This is a genomic window from Leptolyngbya sp. FACHB-8, assembly GCF_014695575.1.
In the GTDB taxonomy this organism is placed as follows: Bacteria; Cyanobacteriota; Cyanobacteriia; order Elainellales; family Elainellaceae; genus Vacuolonema.
In genome coordinates, this window is sequence record NZ_JACJOO010000064.1 from 166,958 (window position 1) to 187,787 (window position 20,830).

Below are 20,830 nucleotides of genomic sequence, written 5' to 3' on the forward strand. Positions count from 1 at the left end.
GGTGGATCAATCGAGAGATAGATGGGCGAGCCAGTGGACTCCATCACTGACTCATCCACTCATTTCCCCATCCACCCATTCCCTCAAGGCAAATCTCCCAATCACGTTGGAACAAGCTCACCCGGTCGCAGCCGGGACCACTTGCCCATATCCGCTTTGAAGCTATCACAGCCCACTACGTCATACTCTTCACTGAGATCCCCTTCCTGGACGATTTGCCCATCCTCAGTCACCCGCACTTCGGGCAGCGAGTAGTTGTAGTTAATGGTAGGGTTGACCGCCTCAAAATCAGGATGGTCAGTCAAATGAGGCTGCTGGTGTAGCCCTTCCACCTCGTGATACGTGGTGCAGCGATCCACGTAATGGCAGTTAACACAGATACACATCCCGAACACCTCATAGTGCGACAATGGCGGGCATTTTTGATAATCTAGCCTAAATTTACCGATGACGGCATCAGCACCCGGTCCCTAACCTCAGGTTATGTCTTAAGCCTATGGAGGGGGATATTCTAAAGGCTGTTTTTTGGACATGCTGGATGCTTCACGGAAAGTATTTCTAACCCTGGATTGCCGGGCAGAAGCGATCGCCCAAGCCCCCCAATTGGATGTAGCAAAATGAAAAGACACCAGCAAATAATAGGGGAGGCCGTGGTAGTGATCGTGGTAGTGATTTAGAATACCGTGGCCCATTTTCCGGTATGTTTTTTGATTGGGCTTCCTGAAGCATCGCCCGTATTAACTATCGCCCTACCATCAGGCCGTAGGCCATCAAAATTTTGAATATTACTTCCCTATCATCGCTCCACTCACCCGAGATTTGGCTCCACTTCCCTCATATTCAGTCAGCGCTTTCCCCAGAAACCTGGCCGTTCAGCCTGGATTGGTTGCCACCAACCACCTGTCTTGTAGGGGGTAATGTTCGGGATGCGTTGCTGGGACGGAAAGCCGAGTACCTGGATCTAGATTTTGTGCTGGCTGAAGGTGCCGTCGCTGTTGCTGAGGCGATCGCCCGCCACTACAAAACAGGCTACGTACTACTCGACCAGGAACGTCAGATTGCTCGGGTGGTGTTTGATCGCGCTACGGTAGATTTTGCCCAGCAGGTGGGCGACTGCCTGGAGGAAGACCTGCATCGGCGTGACTTCACGGTGAATGCGATCGCTTACCACCCCCATAGCGATCGCCTGATTGATCCCCTCAGTGGGTACACCGATCTGCAACATCAGCGGATCCGCATGGTGGCTCCTGAGAACCTGAAAGAGGATCCCTTGCGCCTGCTGCGGGCCTATCGGCAGGCAGCCCAGTTAGGATTTAGTCTGGAGCCCGAAACCCAGGCAACTATTCAGGATCTCGCCCCCTTACTGGAGCGGATTGCCCCTGAACGGGTTCAGGCCGAGCTGAACTACCTGCTGGGGACCCCTAAGGGTACGTCTTTTCTGAAGATGGCCTGGCAGGATCAACTCCTGGCCTACTGGCTCCCCCATGCTACTCACGACAGCATGGAATACATCGCCGGGATCGACCGAGCCATGATTCTACTGGAGCAGCTTTGGCCCGCTCTGGCTGAAGAAGCAACCAGTTGGCCCAAAGATCAGCAAAAAGCTTCGGGCATGGGACGAAGCTGGCTACGGGTCGCAAAGCTAGTCTGCCTGACAGAACCCATTCTCGACATTGCCGAGCAAGACCTTTGGCGGTTGAAATACAGCCGCCTGGAAGTACAGGCGGCCATGACAGTGGTACGAACGCTGCCCCTGCTAGCGACTCTCACGGGGACGGCAAGCGCAGGGCAACAATACCGCTTCTTCCAGAGTGTTGGCAGCACATTTCCTGCGCTGGTGCTGGTGGCGGCTGCCCAGGGTTTAGATCTGGAGACGATCGCCCCCCTACTCAACCACTACCTGGATCCCACAGATCCAGTCGCGCACCCACAAGCGTTAATTAGCGGACGTGATTTGATGAAAGCGTTAAATCTGCGCCCCAGCCCCCAGATTGGCAAATTACTGGACGCCATTCATTTAGCCCATGCGGAGGGGGCGATCGCCAATCGCGAGGACGCCATTACCTGGGCCAGGCGCTATGCTGAGGAGGGCATTCTGCTCCCGCCCTCGGCGGATACCATCTAACCTTGTCCGACGCAGTCTTACTGCTGGTTCCAGCATCTGGAAGCCAGGGAATGGAGCAAGACTTTACTGACGTCCCCGGGCTTGGTAAGATATGAAGTTTGTGAACTTTGCGATCGTCAATTTTCTGCGCACAGCCCACTCTTCTAGATTTTTCACTGCACACCACTAGCAAACGAGGTTCGAATGGCTAAACGCCGTAACTTGAAAAAGGAAAAAGCACTGCGTAATTTAGAGTACGCCCGCAAGTTTCGGAAGCGGGGCGGCACCGGGCGCATGGGCGGCCGGAGACGGTTCCCCGGTTCAGGCGCTCAATCGGGTAGTGACGACAACCAAGAGGATATGAGCGGGAACACAGAAGGAGCAGCAGATTAAGCTCTTCAGCTTAATGCGCGGTTCCCTCATCCCCGATAGTTTTACGCCATCAATAGGGACAAAATTTTTGCCCCTATTGAGTGCAACTATCCCTCTTTACGCCCAATAGAACTGTGACTACAGAACAAAAAGAATCGAGTGGAGGCTAAGTCTCCACTCGATTCTTTTTCTATCTTTGAAATGCCTTGCATAGACAGGTCTTTCAAAAATAAGCGTCCTAACGCTGGGCGCGTAACGCTACATATCAGCGATTACAGGCGATTACAAGTAAACGTGCCTGTGACGCGAGCACTGACCCGACAAGCTTCACCTGCACGATTGCGCCATTCCGTAAATGCCGGCCCTGACGAAGACTCTGCACCCATTTCACGCGGCAGATTTGGGTTGGAGCAATAGCAAGTATAGCTGGCTTGATTGGGAGGACTTAAGCGGCGACGGAGCGTTGTCAAATTGACAGCCTGACAATTGGTGATGACATCCGATAAGGGAAGCTGGGGTGTTGCGGTAGGGTCGTCAACAAGTAGTGTTGCATTTGAGCGCCCTGAAAACCCGATGACTTCCTGGGGATACACACGAATATCCTTTAAAGCCACTTGCCCAATCGGTTGAGCCTGGCCACGGGATGCTTCTTCAAGCGATCGCATTGTCAAGGTCACGGGTGCTGCTGGGGGCGGATCGCTGGGTAGCGAGAGCATACTGGCGCTTTCTATGCGATAGGATGAGCGACCACTAATGTTGATAACCGTATTTCTCAGCGTGCCATAGCCTCGCCAGGTCACCCCACTGGCCCCCTCGGGCACCATATTCAGCTGGAGAAACCCACCCTCTGGTTGACAGTAGAGGGACATAAACCAGGGTGTTTGAGACTGGGCAGTAGCAGTATCAGTGAATCCAACCCAGATGGACAGGCTCAGCAGTAAAATGCCAACCCAGCTAAAGGCTTTTTTCATCCTGTTCTCCAGAGACGATAAGAGATATGAGTACGGATAATTGCAGTTATAGCAATCGCCATTCAGCCTGAAGCATAACTTTTCTAAATTTTTTTAGGCAAGATTCTAAAGGGTAGCGCACCATAACAACTCTTCTGCCCGGGCTCAGCCCCATAATCGCCGCCGGGGTGGCCCACCCAAACGCTCCTGCGTATCTCGTAACAGGTCTGGAATATTAAGCTGTTCCGGGCAGCGAGGAAGACACTCACCACAGTCGGTACAGCGATCGCCCCGCCGCCCCGGAAACCAGTGCCCCGCATTTTCAAACATGCCATAACGGTATTGGCCGTAGGACTGCATATCATAGGCGACCGCCAAATTCCGCAACCGTAGCACTTCAGGGATATTGATCGCCTCAGGGCAGGGAAGACAGGCATGACATTGGCTGCACTGATCTGTGCCGAGACGATCCTTCTGTTGCTCCAATCGATGAAACGCCTCCTGCTCTTCCAGGGTTAGAGGCTCCGTTTGATCCATCACAGAGCCAATGGCTTCCAATTCAGCTGGGTTTGCGGGGCCAACGCTGAGGGTGGTAATGCGGCGATCGCTCAGTAAAAAGCGATAGGTCAAATCCAGCGGGGTAAAAGGAAAACACAATTTTTCCAGGGTTTCAGGAGGCGTGTAGAGCTGCCCACCCTTATCTGCTGGAGAGATGATGAAAATGCCCATGTCTTTCTCATGGGCCAGATTAACGGCAGGATTATTCCGTTGAAAGAAGTAATAGTAATGAAGGTTAATAAAATCGAACTGATCAGTGGCGATCGCCCTCAAAATAACCTCTAGAGGGCCATGGGTTGAGAAGCCGACGTGGCGGATACGGCCATCCGCGATCGCCTGCTGTACCGCCTTCATACAGCCCTCACGTGTCTGCACCCATGCTAGATGCTCTTCCGTATTTAGACCGTGAATAGCTAAGCCGTCCAGATAATCCAGCCCTAACCGCTCCAGAGACTCGTCAATTGCTCTGGCCATACTTTCGGCATCGGGGGTGGGGGAAAGCTTTGTCGTAATCCACAGGTCACGGCGAGGTACGCCCACCCCTTGCCTCAAAGCACTTCGCAAAAACAGTTCACTTTTGCCGTAGCCTCGGGCTGTCTCCAGGTGATTGATGCCGAGAGCGATCGCCTGCTCAATCGTTTGTCGGGCCACAGCTTCAGAGGCCAGACAGCGCATTGTCCCCAGGGAAAAGACCGACAAGTCCCGATTGGTTCTGCCAAAACGGCGGTAGCGCATTCCCAAGTATGTCTCGTAGTAACTCTAAGTTTCCGTAAACATTTAAGTGTCGGCTTCCCGGCACTTAAATGTTCAGGTAGAGAACTTTTTGAAGAGACGTTAGCCCTTCAAAATAGTGTTCAGAGGATACTAGCTCTCGCTGCTAGTAGAGCGGCCCCGTTCTGCAAAGTCTGAAGGGTTCAGACCCGACAGAAAATCGCGAAATGCCCGTTGCTCGGCCTCATCCGCATCTCGATCGACGGGGATGGAGGCGTCGGCGATGACCTCTTCCATTACCCAGATGGGGCTGCGAGTACGGAGGGCAATGGCGATCGCATCGCTGGGTCGTGCATCAATTTCCTTGCGCGTTTCGCCGTGGCGAATCGTCATTACCGCAAAGAAAGTACTTTCTTGCAGAGAGTGAATAACCACCCGCTCCAAGGTCGCGTCCAGTTCATCCAGGATGTTAACCATCAAATCATGGGTGAGGGGACGAGGATGAGTCTGGTTTTCAAGCACACTGATGATGGCCCGCGCTTGATCCTGTGCTATGTAGATGGGGAGTTGCCGCCGCTCTGAAGCATCCCTCAGAAGCACAATGGGGCTGCGAGTAGCAGCCTCCAGAGCGATGCCAGCGACCTTCATTTCAATCATTGCTGAGCCTCTAAAATCCGTTATGCGGAGAAACGAAACCCGGTGATGAGTTGTAGTGTAATGGAATTAAATCTAACGTTGCAGGCTATAAAATGGCAGATTTGAACAGTCTGGTACGAGTCTAGCCCTAAGATCCGAGCGACCGTAGTGTAGAAACATACGTTGTAGGGCTGAAGAGCCAGCGCTACGGGTTAGATTCTATACATTACGTTGCTGTTCTTCGAGAAACCGGATATGAGGGGTCTGAATTCCAGTATGCCCCGAATCTAGGGTCAATCAGTAGGCTGAAATCTGAAAGTTTAACTAAAAAGTTATAACGTTAAAGCCACTCTGCGCGATCGCCCTGAGAAAAGCCTCTCCTATCGGTTACCAAAGTTATTAATTTAGTAAGGAATAGCTGTGTTTACTGGACTCATTCAGGCCATCGGACTGATTCAGCGCCACGGGGATTATGAGGTGCAGATCACCTGCCAAACAAACTCCCATGCCATTCTAGACGGAATCGCTCTGGGAGATAGCATCGCCGTCGATGGGGTGTGTCTCACCGTTTCCGAAATTTTGGAGCAGGGATTTATCGCGGCAGTTTCCCCAGAAACCTTACGGCGGACAACGCTGGAAGCGAGTTTAGGCGATCGCCCGGTCAATCTGGAAGTTTCGCTGCGGGTTGGCAGCAAGTTGGGGGGACATTTTGTCACAGGTCATGTGGATGGCCTGGGATATCTGGAATCTGCAACGAAAACCGCGACATCCTGGGAGATGAGTTTTCGGGTTTCTGACGAGCGTATTGCCCGCTATATCGTGCCCAAGGGCAGTATTGCCATCAATGGCATTAGTCTCACAGTGGCAACCTGCAATGCCGCCGGTTCCTGGTTCCAGGTCGCGGTGATTCCCGTAACCTATGCTGAGACGAACCTGGGACTGCTGCAACCGGGAGACCCGGTCAATCTAGAAGGAGACGTACTGGGCAAGTATGTTGAGAAGTTCGTTCGTATAGGACCGCTGCCCGCAAAAGGGATGGAGGCTCCCGACGAAATTCAAACAACGGCGCTCTCCGACGACTTGATGTCAGACTTTCTGGCAGAACACGGTTACTATTAGGAGCCTATCCAGAAACTCAATTTTGGGAGGGTGTGATGCATACGCACCTTTCTAAAATTGATTAATGGAAATCAGGATTTGCGTATTTGAGTGGTGTGAAAAGCACATCACTCAAATACGCTTGGTACAGTGGGCGTGCGTAAGCCCTGGAAATTGAGTTAAATGAGCGTTTATAGCGATCGCCGACGACCCAAGCACACAAAAGGAGCAGAGGCAAGCCCCCACTCCCCTTGTTAAGCTATTGCGCCAGAGTTAGCGTTTGACAACAGCAGGTACAACAACTTCGGGTAGATCGTCTTCAGATTTTGCTGCAGAAGCCGTTTCCTTAGTGGGTACCGCAGCCACAGAGGTCAAGGTTTTCTCGGATGCAACGGCAACTTCAGGAAGAACATCGGAGGCCAGCTTTCCGAAGTCAGCCAAGTCCTTTACATCGGCCGTCAAATCGAAGTTAACCATTTGTGGAGCAGGAAGCTTGGCGATCTGGAAGCCGTTAATGACCTGAGCCATAGCTCCCTGAAGGAGCTGACCTGCATCCATAGCCACCCAACCCTGAGAGGTATATTCCCGATACTCAAAGTGTAGGTGCGGGCCAGTGGAGTTTCCAGTGCTACCAACCCGACCAATCACATCGCCTTGCTGTACTACCTGCCCAGGCTGCACAAAAATTTCTGACAGGTGACCATACAGAGTCTGGGTACGGCCTTCACTATGGGTCAGGACAACCGCCAGCCCGTAGCCACCCATCCAGTCAGCACTATTGACCCGTCCAGAGAAGGCCGCCAGCACTGGGGTTCCTTGGGGCGCACCGATGTCTGTCCCCGCGTGGAACCGTTGCGTACCTGAAATGGGGTGAATACGCCAGCCGAAGGCCGAAGTAATTGTGGCCGGGATGGAAAGAGGGTAAAGCAGGCTGGTATTACCGTTCCCCAGAAAAGCAAGGGGTCGGATGGTGCGATTGTAAAAGTTCTGAACAGAAGCCGGAGTAAGGGCAAAGCCACGACCGCCCCCGCCGGAATGACCCGCGGCAGCAACAGCACGCGTCCCTCCCACCGTACGGGGGCCAGCACTACCAGCACTAGCGCCAGCACCGGCGCCTTGAGATTGCTGAGCCATTCGGGTTTGAATGGCGCGACAGACACCTGAAACACCTTGGCCGGGCTGCAATGCGGTTTCGCATCCGCTAGAGCGTTCGGTCAGGACAACCGTGGGGCGATCGCGCTCAGTTGCTCCCACTCCATAGTTAGTAGGGTCAATATAAAGTTCGCTGTAGTCTACGTTAGGACGAACAGGAGCAGCCGGGTTCGCTTCCACGACAGGAGCATCGGGTTGAGGCGCACTGGATGCCGCCGGAGCGGGGCGAACAGGTGCTTCCGCAGTCGGAGCGGGGCGAGCGGGTACCTCTGCTTCAGGAGCGGGGCGAGCAGGTGCTTCTGCTGCAGGACGAGCAGCGGGACGCTCGACGCGACGAGCCGGACGCTCAACAGGAGCAGCCGCCGGTTCGGGAGCGGGGGCGGATGCTCGAGCAGGGGCGGCAGGAGCCGGAGCAGAGAGTAATTCTTCAGCACTGGGGACGGCGATCGCTTCCCCGTCGACACCCCCTTCGGCGTAAGCCAAGCTACCACCTAAAAGGCTAATGCTGCTGGCTAGCCCAAGACTGAGGAGGAGGGAACGCTGTGTCATAGATCGAGAGGCGGGAAGTCCTGAGTTGTTTTGACGAGTCATCGCAATCCCTTCATTACTAACATTCAGTCGATTGGCGTAGATGTCCGGCAGGTTTTCCAGTTTTTCCCCTGAACGAGTCAGACTGATTGTACTGGATTTATGTCGATATATGAATTGACCCCCATCAGGGTTCATCCCGGCTTCATCTATGTGGATGATTTTTAAATGAAGCCTGCTGATTTTCACGGAAGTCGACGAAATTTCCCCTGATAAGGTTCCCCCAATGGGGTAGAAAACGATCCACATCCTGCTAGATTCATCCCGACATCTTCCTTTACATTGGTTCGGACAGTTTTCCTGAAACCCTTGATTTCGCGTGTGCTTAGCGCACGCGAAATCAAGGGTTTCAGGAGCCTTTAGAAAGTTCTGCTTAAGGGCTTTTTCGAGGGGTAGGCTTTGCATGCCCCTCAAAAACAATTACGGGTTATTCAATACACGATCCGAAGCGTGGAGTTGGATAACCCAGTTGAATCTGACCGGGCTCCAGATGGGTCTCCGCACCGGAGTGCTCTAGCCGAATGCGGAGTTGGCCGCCGGCTGCGATCCCCAGAACTGTTGCGGCTTGGCCCTCATACATAATGGACTGCCCCCGGTTGACCAATAGACGCTCGTAGTGGGAAATGAACCCAGATGTGCCAACGCTTTTCCAGAAGCAGTACCCACCCATCGCCCCTTGAAGGGCGATCGCCGCCAACATTTCTAGAGAATCAATCCCTTGCTTGCCCTGCTCGACCAACCAGGGTTCTAGCGCAATACCTGTTTCCGGTACGGGGTTCGCCCAATTCAAACCAACACCAATAACAGCGCGATGCATGCGGCCCTGCTGAATCCGGGTTTCAGTTAGAATGCCCCCTAACTTCAAACCATCCAGCACAACATCATTGATCCATTTAAGGCCCACTGGAATTTGCCAACCTTGAAGGGCAGCGGCAATACCCCAGGCACAGCAAAGGGTAAGCCCCGTTGCATCTGATGGATCCCGATCGGGGAATAGGCCCAGGGAGAGGTACAAACCTCCGGGATGGGAGTGCCAGAAGCGACCCCGCTGGCCCCGCCCAGAGTCTTGTTGGTGGGCGATAGCCACCGTTCCCTCAGGTGCCCCCTGCTCCAGCAAATCCCAGAGAATTACATTGGTGGAGGTCACCGTTTCATAGATGTGAATCTGGAACGAGGGGATGGGCTGTGGAGAAATACTGCCCAGCTGACCCACGGTTTGCTGAAGAATAGTGTTAAGTTTTGATCGATCGAGCACGACCTATCCCACCCTTATCCGATCTAGCGGTTTGTCAATTTTTTGTGGAGTTCAAGACCTCACAAAAATCTTTGTTCTTTCAGTGTCGAACACCAAACGCTTAAAAATTTCACAGAACCCTGGCTGACTCTATAGTGCTTTCCACTTTGATTCAGTCGGTGGTGGAGTTCCGGCAAACCACAAACTGCCTAACAACACAAAGCACACCGCTATAAAATCCTATGCATACTTGGACATGGCAACAATGGCAGGGGTTACCTTATCTCACCTGTAGCCTGTTGGAACCCTTCGCCCACGGCTTCTTTACCCGGCACTGTACACCCCGATTGCCCGCAGAACTCATTGACTCATTAGACCTAAATGCGCAACCATTCCGCCTACGACAGGTGCATGGCAATACGGTACTGGCCCCCTCAGAAATTCCACACCTGGAAGAACCGGAAACAGAGCTGGCCCCTGGCGATGGGCTTGTAACCGAAGCAACACAACAGGGCGTTTGGGTTTGCAGTGCAGATTGTGTGCCTGCGCTCATTGCCGATATAGAAACGGGTCAGGTGGCTGCCGTCCATGCCGGGTGGCGCGGTACGGCAGCGGCCATTGTGCCACGGGCGATCGCCCGTCTCCAACAACAGGGCAGCCAACTCGAAAACTTGCGCGTTGCCCTGGGGCCTGCCATCAATGGTTCCGTGTACCAGGTCACTACAGCGGTCGCTGCCGAGGTAGGAGCGTCCGTGGTACCTGTAGCTGCTACTAGCTCGGTAACGGGACGGTCACCCCAAGCGGTCGAAGAAGTTTTGACAGCACTCCATTCATTACCCAACTCCCCCCTGCTACCCGACTCCCAACCGGGGCGGATACGGCTGGATGTACGACAGGTCAATGTTTTGCAGTTAGAGCGGTTGGGAATTGGAGCAGAGCAGGTGGCGATCGCCCCCTATTGCACCTATCAGACTCCCGAGCACTTCTTTTCGTATCGCCGTAACCCTGAAAAGAAAGTGCAGTGGTCGGGCATTGTGAGCCGTTAAAACTCCTCTAAGATCCCTTCAACGATGAAGACGCGGCTAATGTTCTAATGCCTGCTGAAGCAAGGGATAGAACATTAGGAAGGGTTGTTTTTTCGTGCGCTTTACGAACGAAAAAACAACCCTTAGAACGGACCCCGAGCATGTCTTGAAGCTATATTGTGCCAAAAAAAGAGCACGGTATAACCGTGCTCCTGGTGAAGCAAAAACGGTGGGGTATGTCGTCGTGCGGCATACCCCACCGTGCTTAAGCTTTAGTGAATCGCTTTCCGTAATACCTGCCGCTGTTGCGGTGACAGGGAGGCAACCACCTCGCGGGCTTCGGCAGGGGTTGCAGTACGCAGCAACGCCAGCAATTCTTCAACAGACATATCCGCTGCGTTAGCCGTCATCAGTTCTACCACTTCTTCTACCTCTGGATGCTGAGCAACAGCAGGCTTCAGAGGCTCCAGAATTTCGTAGGCTTCGGGGTGGCAGGTACCGTTTTCGCAAACGTAGCCCAGCTCATGCCAGTAGAGCGTGGGCATAATCCAGCCTCGCTGCCCGATGTGCTCATCATTGATCAGGCGGGATTCGAGATATGCCTTGGGCGATTCGTAGTAGTTCACCTTGCGGGCATAGGGTACGGTGAAGCAACCAAAAGCCTTCCGGTATTCTTCAGAATCCAGAATGGCTGTGATCAGACCCTTCACCCCATGGGTCATTAAGACGTGGCAGTACTCCCGCATTTCGTTATGGTTGGCGATCGTTCGTCCAAAAAAATGCTTGAAGCAATTTTCCAGGAACTTCACATTGGACGACGGATAATAGAACGAATCGAGATAAAGGGAAGAGCATCCCAGTTCCTTCAAGAAGCGGCGAACACCAATCTTATCTTTCAGGAAATCTTTCTCCTGTTTGGCCAGTTGCTTCCGCTCATACTCGTAAGGCATCCGCTCAAGAACCTGATAATAAATTCGAGTCAGAGCCAGTTGCCGTTCTTCAACTGTGGATTGGCGGCTTACGGTGATGGGTGTGAAGTCATTCATGAGGGATCTTCCTTCCAATAGGTCGCAAATCAAATAGTGTCGGTCTTATCCCCTCGTTGCTTAAAGGTTGCTGGCACAAATCAGATGTGCAAAAGCGAACCTAATCAGCTCTGGGGCACAGGCACGAGGGTTCACGAAGGCTGTCAGTGAACGCCTACGGGATGCAAGATGCACGTCATTACGAGGTCGAGTACAGATTATTTTTCGTGCACATGCACAAGAAATAACGAGTCAAAAACCCTTTAAAGCTTTAGTTGATGGGATGCAGTGCCTTAAATTCAAGCGCTAGCGAGAACAATCACAGCCAGTGGGATGGAGGCGAACCCTGGTGTAACATCCGTACGAAGTAGAAGGATGGGGAGGCAAACCTTGTTCTAAGTTCAGATTGCCCGATGGAAAAGCGAGAGCAACAACGTGACGTATTTCTTAACGAGGCGATATAACGCTACGCACTCAGAAACAGGAAGTTGATTTTTGAAAAGCCGTGCTCTGCACAGATTTTCAAAATTAATTGTCCTAACCAGAACTGTATAGGCCGATATGATCTAACCAGGAAAGCCTAGACCTTCTCTGCCAACCAGTACCGATTTTTTCCCTGGTGTTTGGCCTGATACATGGCAAAGTCAGCTTTTTCTAGCAGTTCTCGGGGGGTCGTGCCGTCCTGAGGGAAGATGCTAATACCGAGGCTGGTGGTGACTCGGAGAGTTTGTTCTTCCAGGGCAAAGGGTTGAGTCAGGGCGTCGATTAATTTCTCAGCAACAATAAGGATGTCCTGAGTGGAAGGAATGGCGGGTAACAATACCACAAACTCGTCACCCCCAAAGCGGGCCACCATATCGCTACTGCGTAGGGAGCCAGTTAGACGCCGAGCTACCGCTTTTAACAGGAGATTCCCCATCGTATGGCCATAGGTGTCGTTAATTCCCTTAAAGCCATCCAGGTCGAGGAATAGCAGAGCTGTCAGGCGTTCTGGAGGATGGGGACGCGAGGTAATTTCGTGCAGATGGGTTTCAAAATAGTCGCGGTTGGGCAGCTCCGTCAGGCTGTCGTGGTAGGCCAGGTGCAGCAGACGATTCTCCTGCTGTCGCAGTTCATCGTTTGTGCGGATCAGCTCCTCCGCTTTGCGCCGCAATTCGACCTCGACATGCTTACGCTGGGTAATGTCGTGGATCACACCCACCAGAAAGAGGTTGCCAGCCGCATCCCGGTGGAGCGATCGCTTCGTCGCGATGTGATAAATTTTGCCCTGAGTATTGGTCAGGGCTTCTTCCGTTTCTGTCTCATCCCCTGTTCTGAAGGTGTAATCATCCTGTTCCCAGAAGCGTTGGGCTTGCTCCTGGGGAAAGATAGTGAAATCTGTCTGGTCGAGCAACTGCTGCCGTGGATAACCAACGAAGCGGCAAAACGCTTCGTTTAGCACGATCCATTGATGCTTTTGGTCCTTCACAAACACCGGGTCGGGAATGGTATTGATAACCGAGTTGAGAAACTCCTTCGATTTTTTCAGCTCCTCTTGCAAGCGTGCTGTGTGCACAATAATAGCCAGGCTCCCGCCCCAAAAAGTCAGCAGGGACGGGACTAGAGGAATCCACGACGCGAATAAAAAGGCTGTGTAGCAAAGGGCTACCAGAGCTGAAGCGATCGCCAGCAACCACAGCAGTAACCACCGGGAACGGCGCATACGCCAACTAATACCCACCCCCAGCAATGCCCAGACAATGATCCAGGTAACTTCTAAAGGTTCCGGCCAGACCCGTAGGAGCGATCGCTCATCGACGGCTGCGCTGAGTATCTGGCTGATGAGATGGCCCTGAAGCTCAACGCCAGCCATGGGATAGGCACTGCCCTGTTGCCCACGGGTGGTAGAAGTATAGAAAAAGTCTTTCAAGCTGGAGGCCGTAGAGCCAACTAGAACGACGCGATCGCGGAATAACTTCGGGTCTACAGTGCCGTCTAGTAACTTTGTTAGCGATACGCTGGCAAAGGTCTGAGGATTCTGGCGGGGTTGCGCCAGAATTTGATATCCCCCTGCATCCACACGCACATAGCCGCCACCGTTAGACCCTAGCCGCACAAACTCCTGTGATCCCAAGACGAAGTTGGTCGAGTTTTGGGAGCTGGGTTGTAGTGTGATGCCATCCGCTTCCAGGTAGCGGAGCGCTAGTTGTAGAGCAAAACTACGGTGATTCTTGCCATCCACATTCCACAGCAAGACAGAACGGCGTACTCGGCCATCGGCATCCACAATGACGTTGTTAAAGCCGATCTGCTTTTTGTCGGCCAGGGCCGTTGGGGGAGAGATACCTGGACTCGTGCTATCGGGAATTTTTTCAATGCCAATGAGATTGGGTGTGTTAGCGAAAACCTGTTCTAGCCGTTCGCGCCCCTGCCCCACCGAAATATCACGATAAATGTCTAACCCGATGGCCCGGGGTTGCTGGCTCCGAATTTCTTCTAGCACAATGGCCAGCGTCTCGTCGGAGAGGGGCCATTTGCCGACCTGTTGAATATCCTGATCGTCAATTGTCACCAGGGTAATGCGTGGATCTGCGGCCTCTGGAGGCTGTGAGCGATAGAGCCAGTCTAGAGCTGCCAATTCAAAGGGTTGCAGTATCCCCAGCATGCGGATTCCCAAAACGCAACCGGAGGCAGCGATCGCCGTTGCCCACGCACGACGAGTATGCCAAATGCGTTTTGATGCAGACGCAAAGCTAGATGAGAGAGGGTTGAACGGCATCCTCAGCCACATGTATTCAGGTTAGGGAATCAGGTTGGTGTGATGGAAAAAGCCGTATCAATCGTATGCGATGACAGACTTTTCGTTCGCCATTCAACGCTATGTTCAAAATACCCAAGATTCCTTGAAAACTAGCAGGTAGAGCTGTTGCCTTGATAGGGATTTGGGGTGAAATAAGGCAGGCTTCCGGTCATACCTCGTATTGAATCCCTATCAGGGCAATTTATCTTTAGCATCACCCGGCTAGCTAGCATTACAGGATGAAGACGCTCCTCCCATTAACCGCCTAGAGTGGATAGTGTTCTAGACGCGTAGACAGAGTGTGGTGAAAGGCGTACTTGTACCCCTTCTTCAGCCCATCCACAACAGGATTGAAATATGACTAGTACGCTGAGGCAGAAATCCATCACCTATGTTTTGTGTGGGGTGCTTCGCACCCCACACAAAAACATAGGTTGCGAACTTAGGCCGCAGCCTACTAGATAGTGTTCCCTAAGGAGGGGAAACCATGTCTGAGCGAAGATTTCTACAGCTTTCTGGGTTCACCACAGCCGAACGAATTGGGCTGACAGATCAGGTAAGCGAGGCAATTAATCGGGCAGGAGCCTGGATTACAGACTTTCATCAGTACTCGAATATCTCAATCTGCATCAACTTTGAGGTACCTGTTGCAAACTTGGCCAAGCTTGCTACAACCATGCAAGAAACGGGCCTGATTCTCAGCCAAGAGAGCCTGGCACAACTCATGCCTGCCAACGGGTTCACGCCCAAACAGACAGAGATATTTGGGACATTACAAATCACATTTGTACACAACGAACCTGATTTGTACCGAGAGATACCTGCTGTTCCAGGCTAGGAAACTCTTAATGACAGGCCCTAATCGGATGGAAGACACGCTGTTTTGTAAGAACCCTGCTCACCCACACACAAAACAAGTAACTTCACCGTGAAACACGATCGCCGTGTCAGAAGAATAAACGTTTAGAGCCTGGGCAAAATCTCCGGGAGCAGATCGGCGGGAACCATGGATAAGGCCATGTTTTGCCCACTTAAACCACTGCGGCGATAGAGAGCCCGCATGGTTTTGATAATGTGTCCCAAGGCCGTCTGCCGCAGTTGAGGTTTTTGCTGCCAACCCTGGAGAGCACTGACGTGATGATTCAAGGCCAGTTCTAGATGACGACTACAGGCCTCTGGGGCAACTCGCAGTTGAGTGTCTGTAGCCATTTGATAATGGGCCAAACCCAAATTGGCATGGCTGGCATAAAGGTCAAAGCTGAGGTTGGTGCGAGGAAGTAATTGACCAACAGCATGGAGCGCCATGTCATAGGCATGGATAGCGTTCTGCCAACACTCCAGACGTTGAGGCGCTTCTTCCAGTTGGCTGGCTAGATGCCAGTAGGCCGTCCCTAAGTTATTTTGGGTGGCGGCATGAGCGGTTAGCGAGACTTCAGGGGTGCGATATTTCAGCGCCAGTTGATAGGACTCGATCGCCCGTTGGAGCCAGTGTTGGGGCTGTTCAAACTGAGCCAGATTCCAATAGGCTGTACCCAAGTTGTTGTGAATCATCCCAAAGCTAACTGGGTCTTCCTCGGAGGTGCAGTACTCCAGGGCTTCGCCGTAGGATGCGATCGCCTCCTTCAGGTAATGGCGCGGCCGCTCCTGTTGTGCCAGGTTCCAGTAAGCCGTACCCAGGTTGTTTTGGGTTGCAGCATAGCGACTCGGATCCCGCTGTGGAGTGCGATATTCCAACACCTGCTGGTAACACTGCACGGAACGTTGCAGGTTGGCCCCGGGTTCTCGATAGCGGGCTAGATCTGTGTAAGCAGCTCCCAAATTGTTCTGGATCATCGCGACGTTTTGAGGCAGCAGTTGATCATCGAGCCGCGCCAGCCCTAATTCGTATGATTGAATAGCCTGCTGGAGATGAGATTCAGCGCCTTCGGGTTCACCCAACTGACGGGATAGCATCCAATGCAAATTCCCTAAGTCATTCAGTACATCCGGCCATAGGGGAGAGGTTTCAGACAACCAGATCAGCACCTGCTCGTATGACTGGATGCCCCCCCGCAGATTGTCTGGAGTAGGGCCTTCCTGGTCGATGCGATCGCGATAAATATCCCCCAAGGTGCGATAAGTATCAGCCAATAATGCAGGGGACGCATTCTGCCGAAGGAGTTGTTCAATGTATTCCTGGAATAGAGCAATTTGGCGATCGGCTTCCGTCTCTAACTCCGGTACATTCAGATTCAGCAGTGGGCTTTTAAGGACAGCTTCCTGGGGGTTAAGGTCGAAATCAGGAAAGGGTTCTTCCTCCTTCTGGTCAGGTATTAAATCCGTGGCCACCCCAAATTGCAGCAGTTCATCCTGAATTTCCTCGGCCTCAAACTCCAGCAACGCATCCCGGCTGTACCCGTTAGGTCCATCCTGATTTTTTTTGGCCTCAAATGCCAGCAACCCATTCTGATGCCCATTAGTCTGTTCTGGAGGATAGGGCAAACGGCTTGCCGTTTCATCAGGTAGAGCATTCGTGGCCCTTTCCTCAGGCTTCTCCTTGAGCGCAACAGCAACCGGAGGATAGGGCTCTAACTCCTTGGTCGGTTCAGATGGAAGGATGGGTGGAGGCGGAAGAATAATTGGCCCAGGTTTCACCGTTTTTTGGGATGATGGCTGCCGATTTTGGGGCTCATCAGCGGTAGGAACCGTTTGCTGTGTGCCATTAGCGCTGGCAAGAGCCACGATCTTTATAGGAGCTGCTGCCGTTAGCAATACTGCCGCTCCATTCATTTCACGATGCGTGGTATCCACTACAGTCGAGAGAGTTGCGGGTGCCGCTGCTTCGGGCTCCTCACGATGATCAAATCGAGTCCGTTCCTCCTCCAGGACGGGCCATAAATTGGATAGTGGTGGTGGGGAATCCGAAGATTCTTCGGGTGGGGAACCTCTCTCCAGGAAGTCTTGCTCAGCATCAAACTCGATAAGGGGTTTGATATCGGATACAAGATCAGGTTCGATGTTCGTGTGAGATTCACGATCAGGCTCGATCGGTAAGGCATCTGACCTGATATCCGATTCGATATGGAGCAGCGGTTTCATCTGGTGATGTGTCCCACCCTCATCCACGGTTAGAGGACGGGGTTCCCCGATAAACTCAAAAATAGCGGTGCGGCAGCGCCAAAACTCTTGAGCGGATTGAGGCAGGGTACGGAACCAGGGACGCGGCATCCAGAACAACAAACTGGAATCCAACACAGGTAGCGTGCGCTCGATGCCCTGTAAGTGCGTCAGGAATTGCTGTTGAACCGTTGCAGGCTGACGAGTGAGTTGCTCAATACCCAAAAACTGAAACGCGGGGACGGGATACCGCCGTTTTCCACTCCGGGGAGGTGGGTTAAATGAAAGCCACTGGGCAATTTGTACTACAGGATTGGGCGACTGTAGATCCAGCGTGAGGGTAACCAAGCGTGGGTACTCCGGTACGCCTGCATTTACGGACATCCGGTCAGATTGGAGTGAGGCAGTCTGGAGCAGATCCTGCTGCAAACGGCTAGCAAGGCGATCGCGCAACGGCAAATCATCACACACGGCAATGAAGATTTGACGACGCAGACTCAAACTAAGAGCCAGCTTCAGCCGCAGGTAGGTCTGTTGGTTCAGCCCCACAAGATGTTGGGAGGAGGTGTCGATCACAGGAGGGGAACGATTTCAGGAAAAATACGGATGTCTTTTTCGGAATACTTAGTCTTTCCGTCTGTCTCACCGCAATTCAGGATGAGTTGGGGCTTTCGCGGGCGGATAAAGCCCAGAGAGACGGCGGCAATGCACAACCGCAATAAGAGAACCACAGGAAATCCAATGCACGAATTCTTTTTGATCTGATGAAGCACAACCTGATTCAGCTGCAATGGATTTGCTTTCCCTTTTCCACTGGAGTACCAGTGATTCCGGGAACCTCTGGACTGATGAATAACTTGAGCCTGGGCAAAAGCATTTTCGAGTGCCGCGCAACGCGTGGCACTCGAAAATGCTTTTGCCCCAACTAAGGCATCCAGAATTGGTGTATAGACCACTGGATGCGGAGTTTTAGCCATAAAAAAGAGAGCATGGAGGTGTTAGCCTCACGCTCTCTTTTTTATGGCGATGTGTAGCTTATTTTAAGCTGCACTTTGCCGATAATTCTTTAGAACAAGTGATTGAGTTATGACACGGCCACCGCAATCCAGAGCAGGCTACCAACCAAAACGGCTGCACCGATACCTAAAACCAGGTAGGTCGTTTTTTGCTTCTGAGTCGGGGGTTCAGCCTGATACATTTTGGGCTCAACCGCGAAGTTATTCAGACGACCGCCCTCTTCGGAGGTATAGCGCATATCTCAAGTCCTTTTTCTTTGCTTTTCGTAATTGTATCAAACTAGGAATGATTGCCTAAGGGGGCGATCGCAACTTCTTTCCCAAGTAGGAGTGAATTGATCAGAAACCAGGAGGTTCAAACCCATGCCAGCAAAGCAAGGTACTGATATCTTTAAAGCCAAATCACAGGACAAACTTAGCCTATAGACGTACCCGTTAGCAGACTGAACAGTTCTTTAGAAAGAATTAACTTTCTCCGAGAACAACTAACTTTTAAGAAGCAGCGATACAGAACTTTACCCGTTGATTTGTGCAACGTGTTTTGCTGACCAAGTCTAGGATCTCTAAAATGGCTGGTTCACAAGCACAATAATGTTGCAGCGATCAGGTTCTGCAGCCGGTTAAGGGGTTTCGAGAAAATGAGCGATCGCTTCCACAGCTTGAGCCATTACCTCAGGGGGTTGAACCAGGGCAAACCGCACATACCCTTCCCCAGATTTACCAAACCCGGCTCCCGGTGCCACAGCCACCCCCGTTGCTTCTACCAGGCGCGTACAGAATTCGATCGAACATTGGCTCCAGGCTTCCGGTAATTTTGCCCAAACATACATGGTGGCACTGGGTGTAGGTACAGACCAGCCCTTCTGCTGAAGCGCCTTTACTAACGCATCACGCCGCTCACGGAAGGTATTGACAGCGACTTGAACTGTATCTTGAGGGCCTTCTAGAGCGGCGATTGCCCCATTCAAGATCCCGAGATACTGATTGAAATCCACAGCCGCTTTCACCTGGCGCAAGGCTCGAATCAGCTCTGCATTGCCGATGGCATAGCCCACCCGAAACCCGCCCATGTTGTAAGACTTGGACATGGTGAAAAATTCAATGGAGACGTTTTTTTCCGGGTCAGCCTGGAGCACGGAAGAAGGCGTCTCCCCTTCAAACACCAGGTCGGCGTAAGGAAAATCATGCGCCAATACCAGGCCATACTGCTGGCAAAAAGCCACGGCTTCTTGAAAGAAGGAGAGGGGGGCGATCGCTGTCGTCGGGTTATGCGGATAGCTCAGGACCATCATCCGGGCCTGAGACAGTACGGCTTCAGGAATATCCGACAGCACGGGCAGGAAACCGTTTTCTTCCCGTAAGGGCATGGTATAAACCTGCCCACTTGCCAAGTACACCCCCCCTGAGTGGGAAGGATAGCCCGGATCTTGCAGCAGAGCAAAATCTCCTGGATTCAGCACCGCTAGCGGCAGGTGGGCCGTTCCCTCTTGGGAGCCAATGAGCGGCAACACTTCTGTTTCTGGGTCTACGGCAACGCCAAATTTTTGGGTGTACCAGCGTGCCGCAGCGTTGCGAAATGCCTGAGTGCCGTGGAACAGAAGATAGCCGTGGGTGCTGGGATCTTGAAGAGAAGCGGCGATCGCCTCCAACACATGAGGTGGTGTCGGCAGGTCTGATGACCCCAGAGAGAGGTCAACAACCGGATGGCCCGTTGATTTGGCCCGCGATTTGGCCCGGTCCATATCGGCAAAGACATTGACCTGAAGCGGTTGAAGGCGATCGGCAAATTGCATAGTTTCCCCCACAAATCATTCAACTCTCGTTTGCTGGATGATTTGTCGGGTTCAACCGCAAACCATCGTTTAAAGATGAGGCGAAAGCAAGTCCTCAATTTTCTGTTTAGGAATTGCCCCTTCGGAAGCGACAACCTGTTCTCCCTTCTGAAACAGTACCAACGCAGGGACTCCCTGCACTTTGCAGCGCGCCACTGATTCAGGGTTGGGATCTACTTCCATTTTGACAATTTTGAGGCGATCGCTATATTCTGCCGCCACTTTTTCCATAACAGGCGACATCAACCGACAGGGCCCACACCAGGGAGCCCAGAAGTAGACCAGCACGGACTGATCTGCCTGAAGCACTTCTCCTTCAAACTCTGCGTCGCTAATGACACGAACACTACCCATGCTGGAAGTCCCACTAACCATTTTAGAAATTTGATGAAATCAATAGAGATGGAATCAGGCGAAGAGCGGCCACAGCAAATGGCATGGCGAGCACCCCTGATCTAGATTAGGTCAAAACTGTAACGGAATGAAGATAATAAGGTTGTTGAGAGTTTGATTGAGAAGTTGCTTTTGGGGCACACCACGCCCCAAAAGCAACTTCTCAATTAAACTCCTTAATTTGGATCACAGATAAGGAGGTTTCTGAGAAACAATATCCCCATTTTTGGGAAAAAGGACACGGCGAAGCCGCGTCCTTTT

At 52.4% G+C, this 20,830-nt stretch carries 18 protein-coding genes; 5 read left to right on the top strand and 13 right to left on the bottom strand.

The features are described 5' to 3' along the window. Positions 1–101: 101 nt before the first annotated feature. On the bottom strand, positions 102–386 hold the full coding sequence (locus H6F91_RS16700; protein ID WP_190771941.1) for a Ycf34 family protein: 285 nt from the start codon (positions 384–386) through the stop codon (positions 102–104). Between the two features lie 392 nt (positions 387–778). On the opposite strand from H6F91_RS16700, the gene H6F91_RS16705 reads away from it, so the two are divergent. After that, positions 779–2,125, top strand: coding sequence for a CCA tRNA nucleotidyltransferase (locus H6F91_RS16705; RefSeq protein WP_199307876.1), 1,347 nt, complete (start codon positions 779–781; stop codon positions 2,123–2,125). Positions 2,126–2,308: 183 nt separating this feature from the next. After that, positions 2,309–2,497 (top strand): hypothetical protein, encoded by a 189-nt coding sequence (locus H6F91_RS16710; protein ID WP_190771942.1) that lies wholly within the window; start codon positions 2,309–2,311, stop codon positions 2,495–2,497. A gap of 251 nt (positions 2,498–2,748) precedes the next feature. Here H6F91_RS16710 and H6F91_RS16715 read toward each other — a convergent pair whose 3' ends face one another. The 3 genes from H6F91_RS16715 to H6F91_RS16725 form a co-directional block, all read right to left on the bottom strand. After that, positions 2,749–3,447 (bottom strand): hypothetical protein, encoded by a 699-nt coding sequence (locus H6F91_RS16715; protein WP_190771943.1) that lies wholly within the window; start codon positions 3,445–3,447, stop codon positions 2,749–2,751. A 144-nt stretch (positions 3,448–3,591) separates the two neighbouring features. Further along, on the bottom strand, positions 3,592–4,719 hold the full coding sequence (locus H6F91_RS16720; protein WP_190771944.1) for an aldo/keto reductase: 1,128 nt from the start codon (positions 4,717–4,719) through the stop codon (positions 3,592–3,594). A 129-nt stretch (positions 4,720–4,848) separates the two neighbouring features. Beyond that, positions 4,849–5,352: a bifunctional nuclease family protein gene (locus H6F91_RS16725; protein WP_190771945.1), complete on the bottom strand. Its 504-nt coding sequence runs from the start codon at positions 5,350–5,352 to the stop codon at positions 4,849–4,851. 399 nt (positions 5,353–5,751) lie between these two features. Here H6F91_RS16725 and H6F91_RS16730 point away from each other — a divergent pair, with 399 nt between their 5' ends. Next, positions 5,752–6,450 (top strand): riboflavin synthase, encoded by a 699-nt coding sequence (locus H6F91_RS16730; protein WP_190771946.1) that lies wholly within the window; start codon positions 5,752–5,754, stop codon positions 6,448–6,450. A gap of 252 nt (positions 6,451–6,702) precedes the next feature. On the opposite strand, the gene H6F91_RS27965 is transcribed toward H6F91_RS16730, so the two are convergent. Beyond that, complete coding sequence (locus H6F91_RS27965; protein WP_242035831.1) at positions 6,703–8,307, bottom strand: M23 family metallopeptidase; 1,605 nt, start codon at positions 8,305–8,307, stop codon at positions 6,703–6,705. 289 nt (positions 8,308–8,596) lie between these two features. Continuing rightward, positions 8,597–9,424 (bottom strand): biotin--[acetyl-CoA-carboxylase] ligase, encoded by an 828-nt coding sequence (locus tag H6F91_RS16740; RefSeq protein WP_190771947.1) that lies wholly within the window; start codon positions 9,422–9,424, stop codon positions 8,597–8,599. A gap of 221 nt (positions 9,425–9,645) precedes the next feature. Between H6F91_RS16740 and pgeF the strand changes: the two genes are divergently transcribed. After that, positions 9,646–10,449, top strand: coding sequence for a peptidoglycan editing factor PgeF (gene pgeF / locus H6F91_RS16745; RefSeq protein WP_190771948.1), 804 nt, complete (start codon positions 9,646–9,648; stop codon positions 10,447–10,449). Between the two features lie 251 nt (positions 10,450–10,700). On the opposite strand, the gene H6F91_RS16750 is transcribed toward pgeF, so the two are convergent. After that, positions 10,701–11,474: a phycobilisome rod-core linker polypeptide gene (locus tag H6F91_RS16750; RefSeq protein ID WP_190771949.1), complete on the bottom strand. Its 774-nt coding sequence runs from the start codon at positions 11,472–11,474 to the stop codon at positions 10,701–10,703. Between the two features lie 559 nt (positions 11,475–12,033). After that, positions 12,034–14,211: a CHASE2 domain-containing protein gene (locus H6F91_RS16755; protein ID WP_190771950.1), complete on the bottom strand. Its 2,178-nt coding sequence runs from the start codon at positions 14,209–14,211 to the stop codon at positions 12,034–12,036. A gap of 508 nt (positions 14,212–14,719) precedes the next feature. On the opposite strand from H6F91_RS16755, the gene H6F91_RS16760 reads away from it, so the two are divergent. Beyond that, positions 14,720–15,070 carry a hypothetical protein gene (locus H6F91_RS16760; RefSeq protein WP_190771951.1) on the top strand — a complete coding sequence of 117 codons (351 nt, stop codon included), beginning with the start codon at positions 14,720–14,722 and terminating at the stop codon, positions 15,068–15,070. Positions 15,071–15,195: 125 nt separating this feature from the next. Here H6F91_RS16760 and H6F91_RS28585 read toward each other — a convergent pair whose 3' ends face one another. The 5 genes from H6F91_RS28585 to trxA form a co-directional block, all read right to left on the bottom strand. Continuing rightward, a complete protein-coding gene (locus H6F91_RS28585) occupies positions 15,196–17,904 on the bottom strand; it encodes a tetratricopeptide repeat protein (protein WP_190771952.1) in 2,709 nt (902 codons plus the stop codon). Beyond that, positions 17,901–18,305 carry a hypothetical protein gene (locus tag H6F91_RS16770; protein WP_190771953.1) on the bottom strand — a complete coding sequence of 135 codons (405 nt, stop codon included), beginning with the start codon at positions 18,303–18,305 and terminating at the stop codon, positions 17,901–17,903. The genes H6F91_RS28585 and H6F91_RS16770 overlap by 4 nt, the downstream gene beginning before the upstream one ends. Positions 18,306–18,412: 107 nt before the next feature. Continuing rightward, positions 18,413–18,583, bottom strand: coding sequence for a ssl1498 family light-harvesting-like protein (locus H6F91_RS16775; RefSeq protein WP_190771954.1), 171 nt, complete (start codon positions 18,581–18,583; stop codon positions 18,413–18,415). 381 nt (positions 18,584–18,964) lie between these two features. Then, complete coding sequence (locus tag H6F91_RS16780) at positions 18,965–20,137, bottom strand: LL-diaminopimelate aminotransferase (RefSeq protein WP_190771955.1); 1,173 nt, start codon at positions 20,135–20,137, stop codon at positions 18,965–18,967. Positions 20,138–20,206: 69 nt separating this feature from the next. After that, the gene (gene trxA, locus H6F91_RS16785; protein ID WP_190771956.1) at positions 20,207–20,530 is read right to left on the bottom strand and encodes a thioredoxin; all 324 of its coding nucleotides are present in this window, start codon (positions 20,528–20,530) and stop codon (positions 20,207–20,209) included. Positions 20,531–20,830: the final 300 nt, after the last annotated feature.

Coding starts and splice junctions, on each gene's coding strand:
- H6F91_RS16700 (WP_190771941.1), bottom strand. CDS start 386: ATGTGTATCTGTGTTAACTGCCATTACGTGGATCGCTGCACCACGTAT.
- H6F91_RS16710 (WP_190771942.1), top strand. CDS start 2,309: ATGGCTAAACGCCGTAACTTGAAAAAGGAAAAAGCACTGCGTAATTTA.
- H6F91_RS16715 (WP_190771943.1), bottom strand. CDS start 3,447: ATGAAAAAAGCCTTTAGCTGGGTTGGCATTTTACTGCTGAGCCTGTCC.
- H6F91_RS16720 (WP_190771944.1), bottom strand. CDS start 4,719: ATGCGCTACCGCCGTTTTGGCAGAACCAATCGGGACTTGTCGGTCTTT.
- H6F91_RS16725 (WP_190771945.1), bottom strand. CDS start 5,352: ATGATTGAAATGAAGGTCGCTGGCATCGCTCTGGAGGCTGCTACTCGC.
- H6F91_RS27965 (WP_242035831.1), bottom strand. CDS start 8,307: ATGAACCCTGATGGGGGTCAATTCATATATCGACATAAATCCAGTACA.
- pgeF (WP_190771948.1), top strand. CDS start 9,646: ATGCATACTTGGACATGGCAACAATGGCAGGGGTTACCTTATCTCACC.
- H6F91_RS16750 (WP_190771949.1), bottom strand. CDS start 11,474: ATGAATGACTTCACACCCATCACCGTAAGCCGCCAATCCACAGTTGAA.
- H6F91_RS16755 (WP_190771950.1), bottom strand. CDS start 14,211: ATGCCGTTCAACCCTCTCTCATCTAGCTTTGCGTCTGCATCAAAACGC.
- H6F91_RS16760 (WP_190771951.1), top strand. CDS start 14,720: ATGTCTGAGCGAAGATTTCTACAGCTTTCTGGGTTCACCACAGCCGAA.
- H6F91_RS16770 (WP_190771953.1), bottom strand. CDS start 18,305: ATGGCTAAAACTCCGCATCCAGTGGTCTATACACCAATTCTGGATGCC.
- H6F91_RS16775 (WP_190771954.1), bottom strand. CDS start 18,583: ATGCGCTATACCTCCGAAGAGGGCGGTCGTCTGAATAACTTCGCGGTT.
- H6F91_RS16780 (WP_190771955.1), bottom strand. CDS start 20,137: ATGCAATTTGCCGATCGCCTTCAACCGCTTCAGGTCAATGTCTTTGCC.
- trxA (WP_190771956.1), bottom strand. CDS start 20,530: ATGGGTAGTGTTCGTGTCATTAGCGACGCAGAGTTTGAAGGAGAAGTG.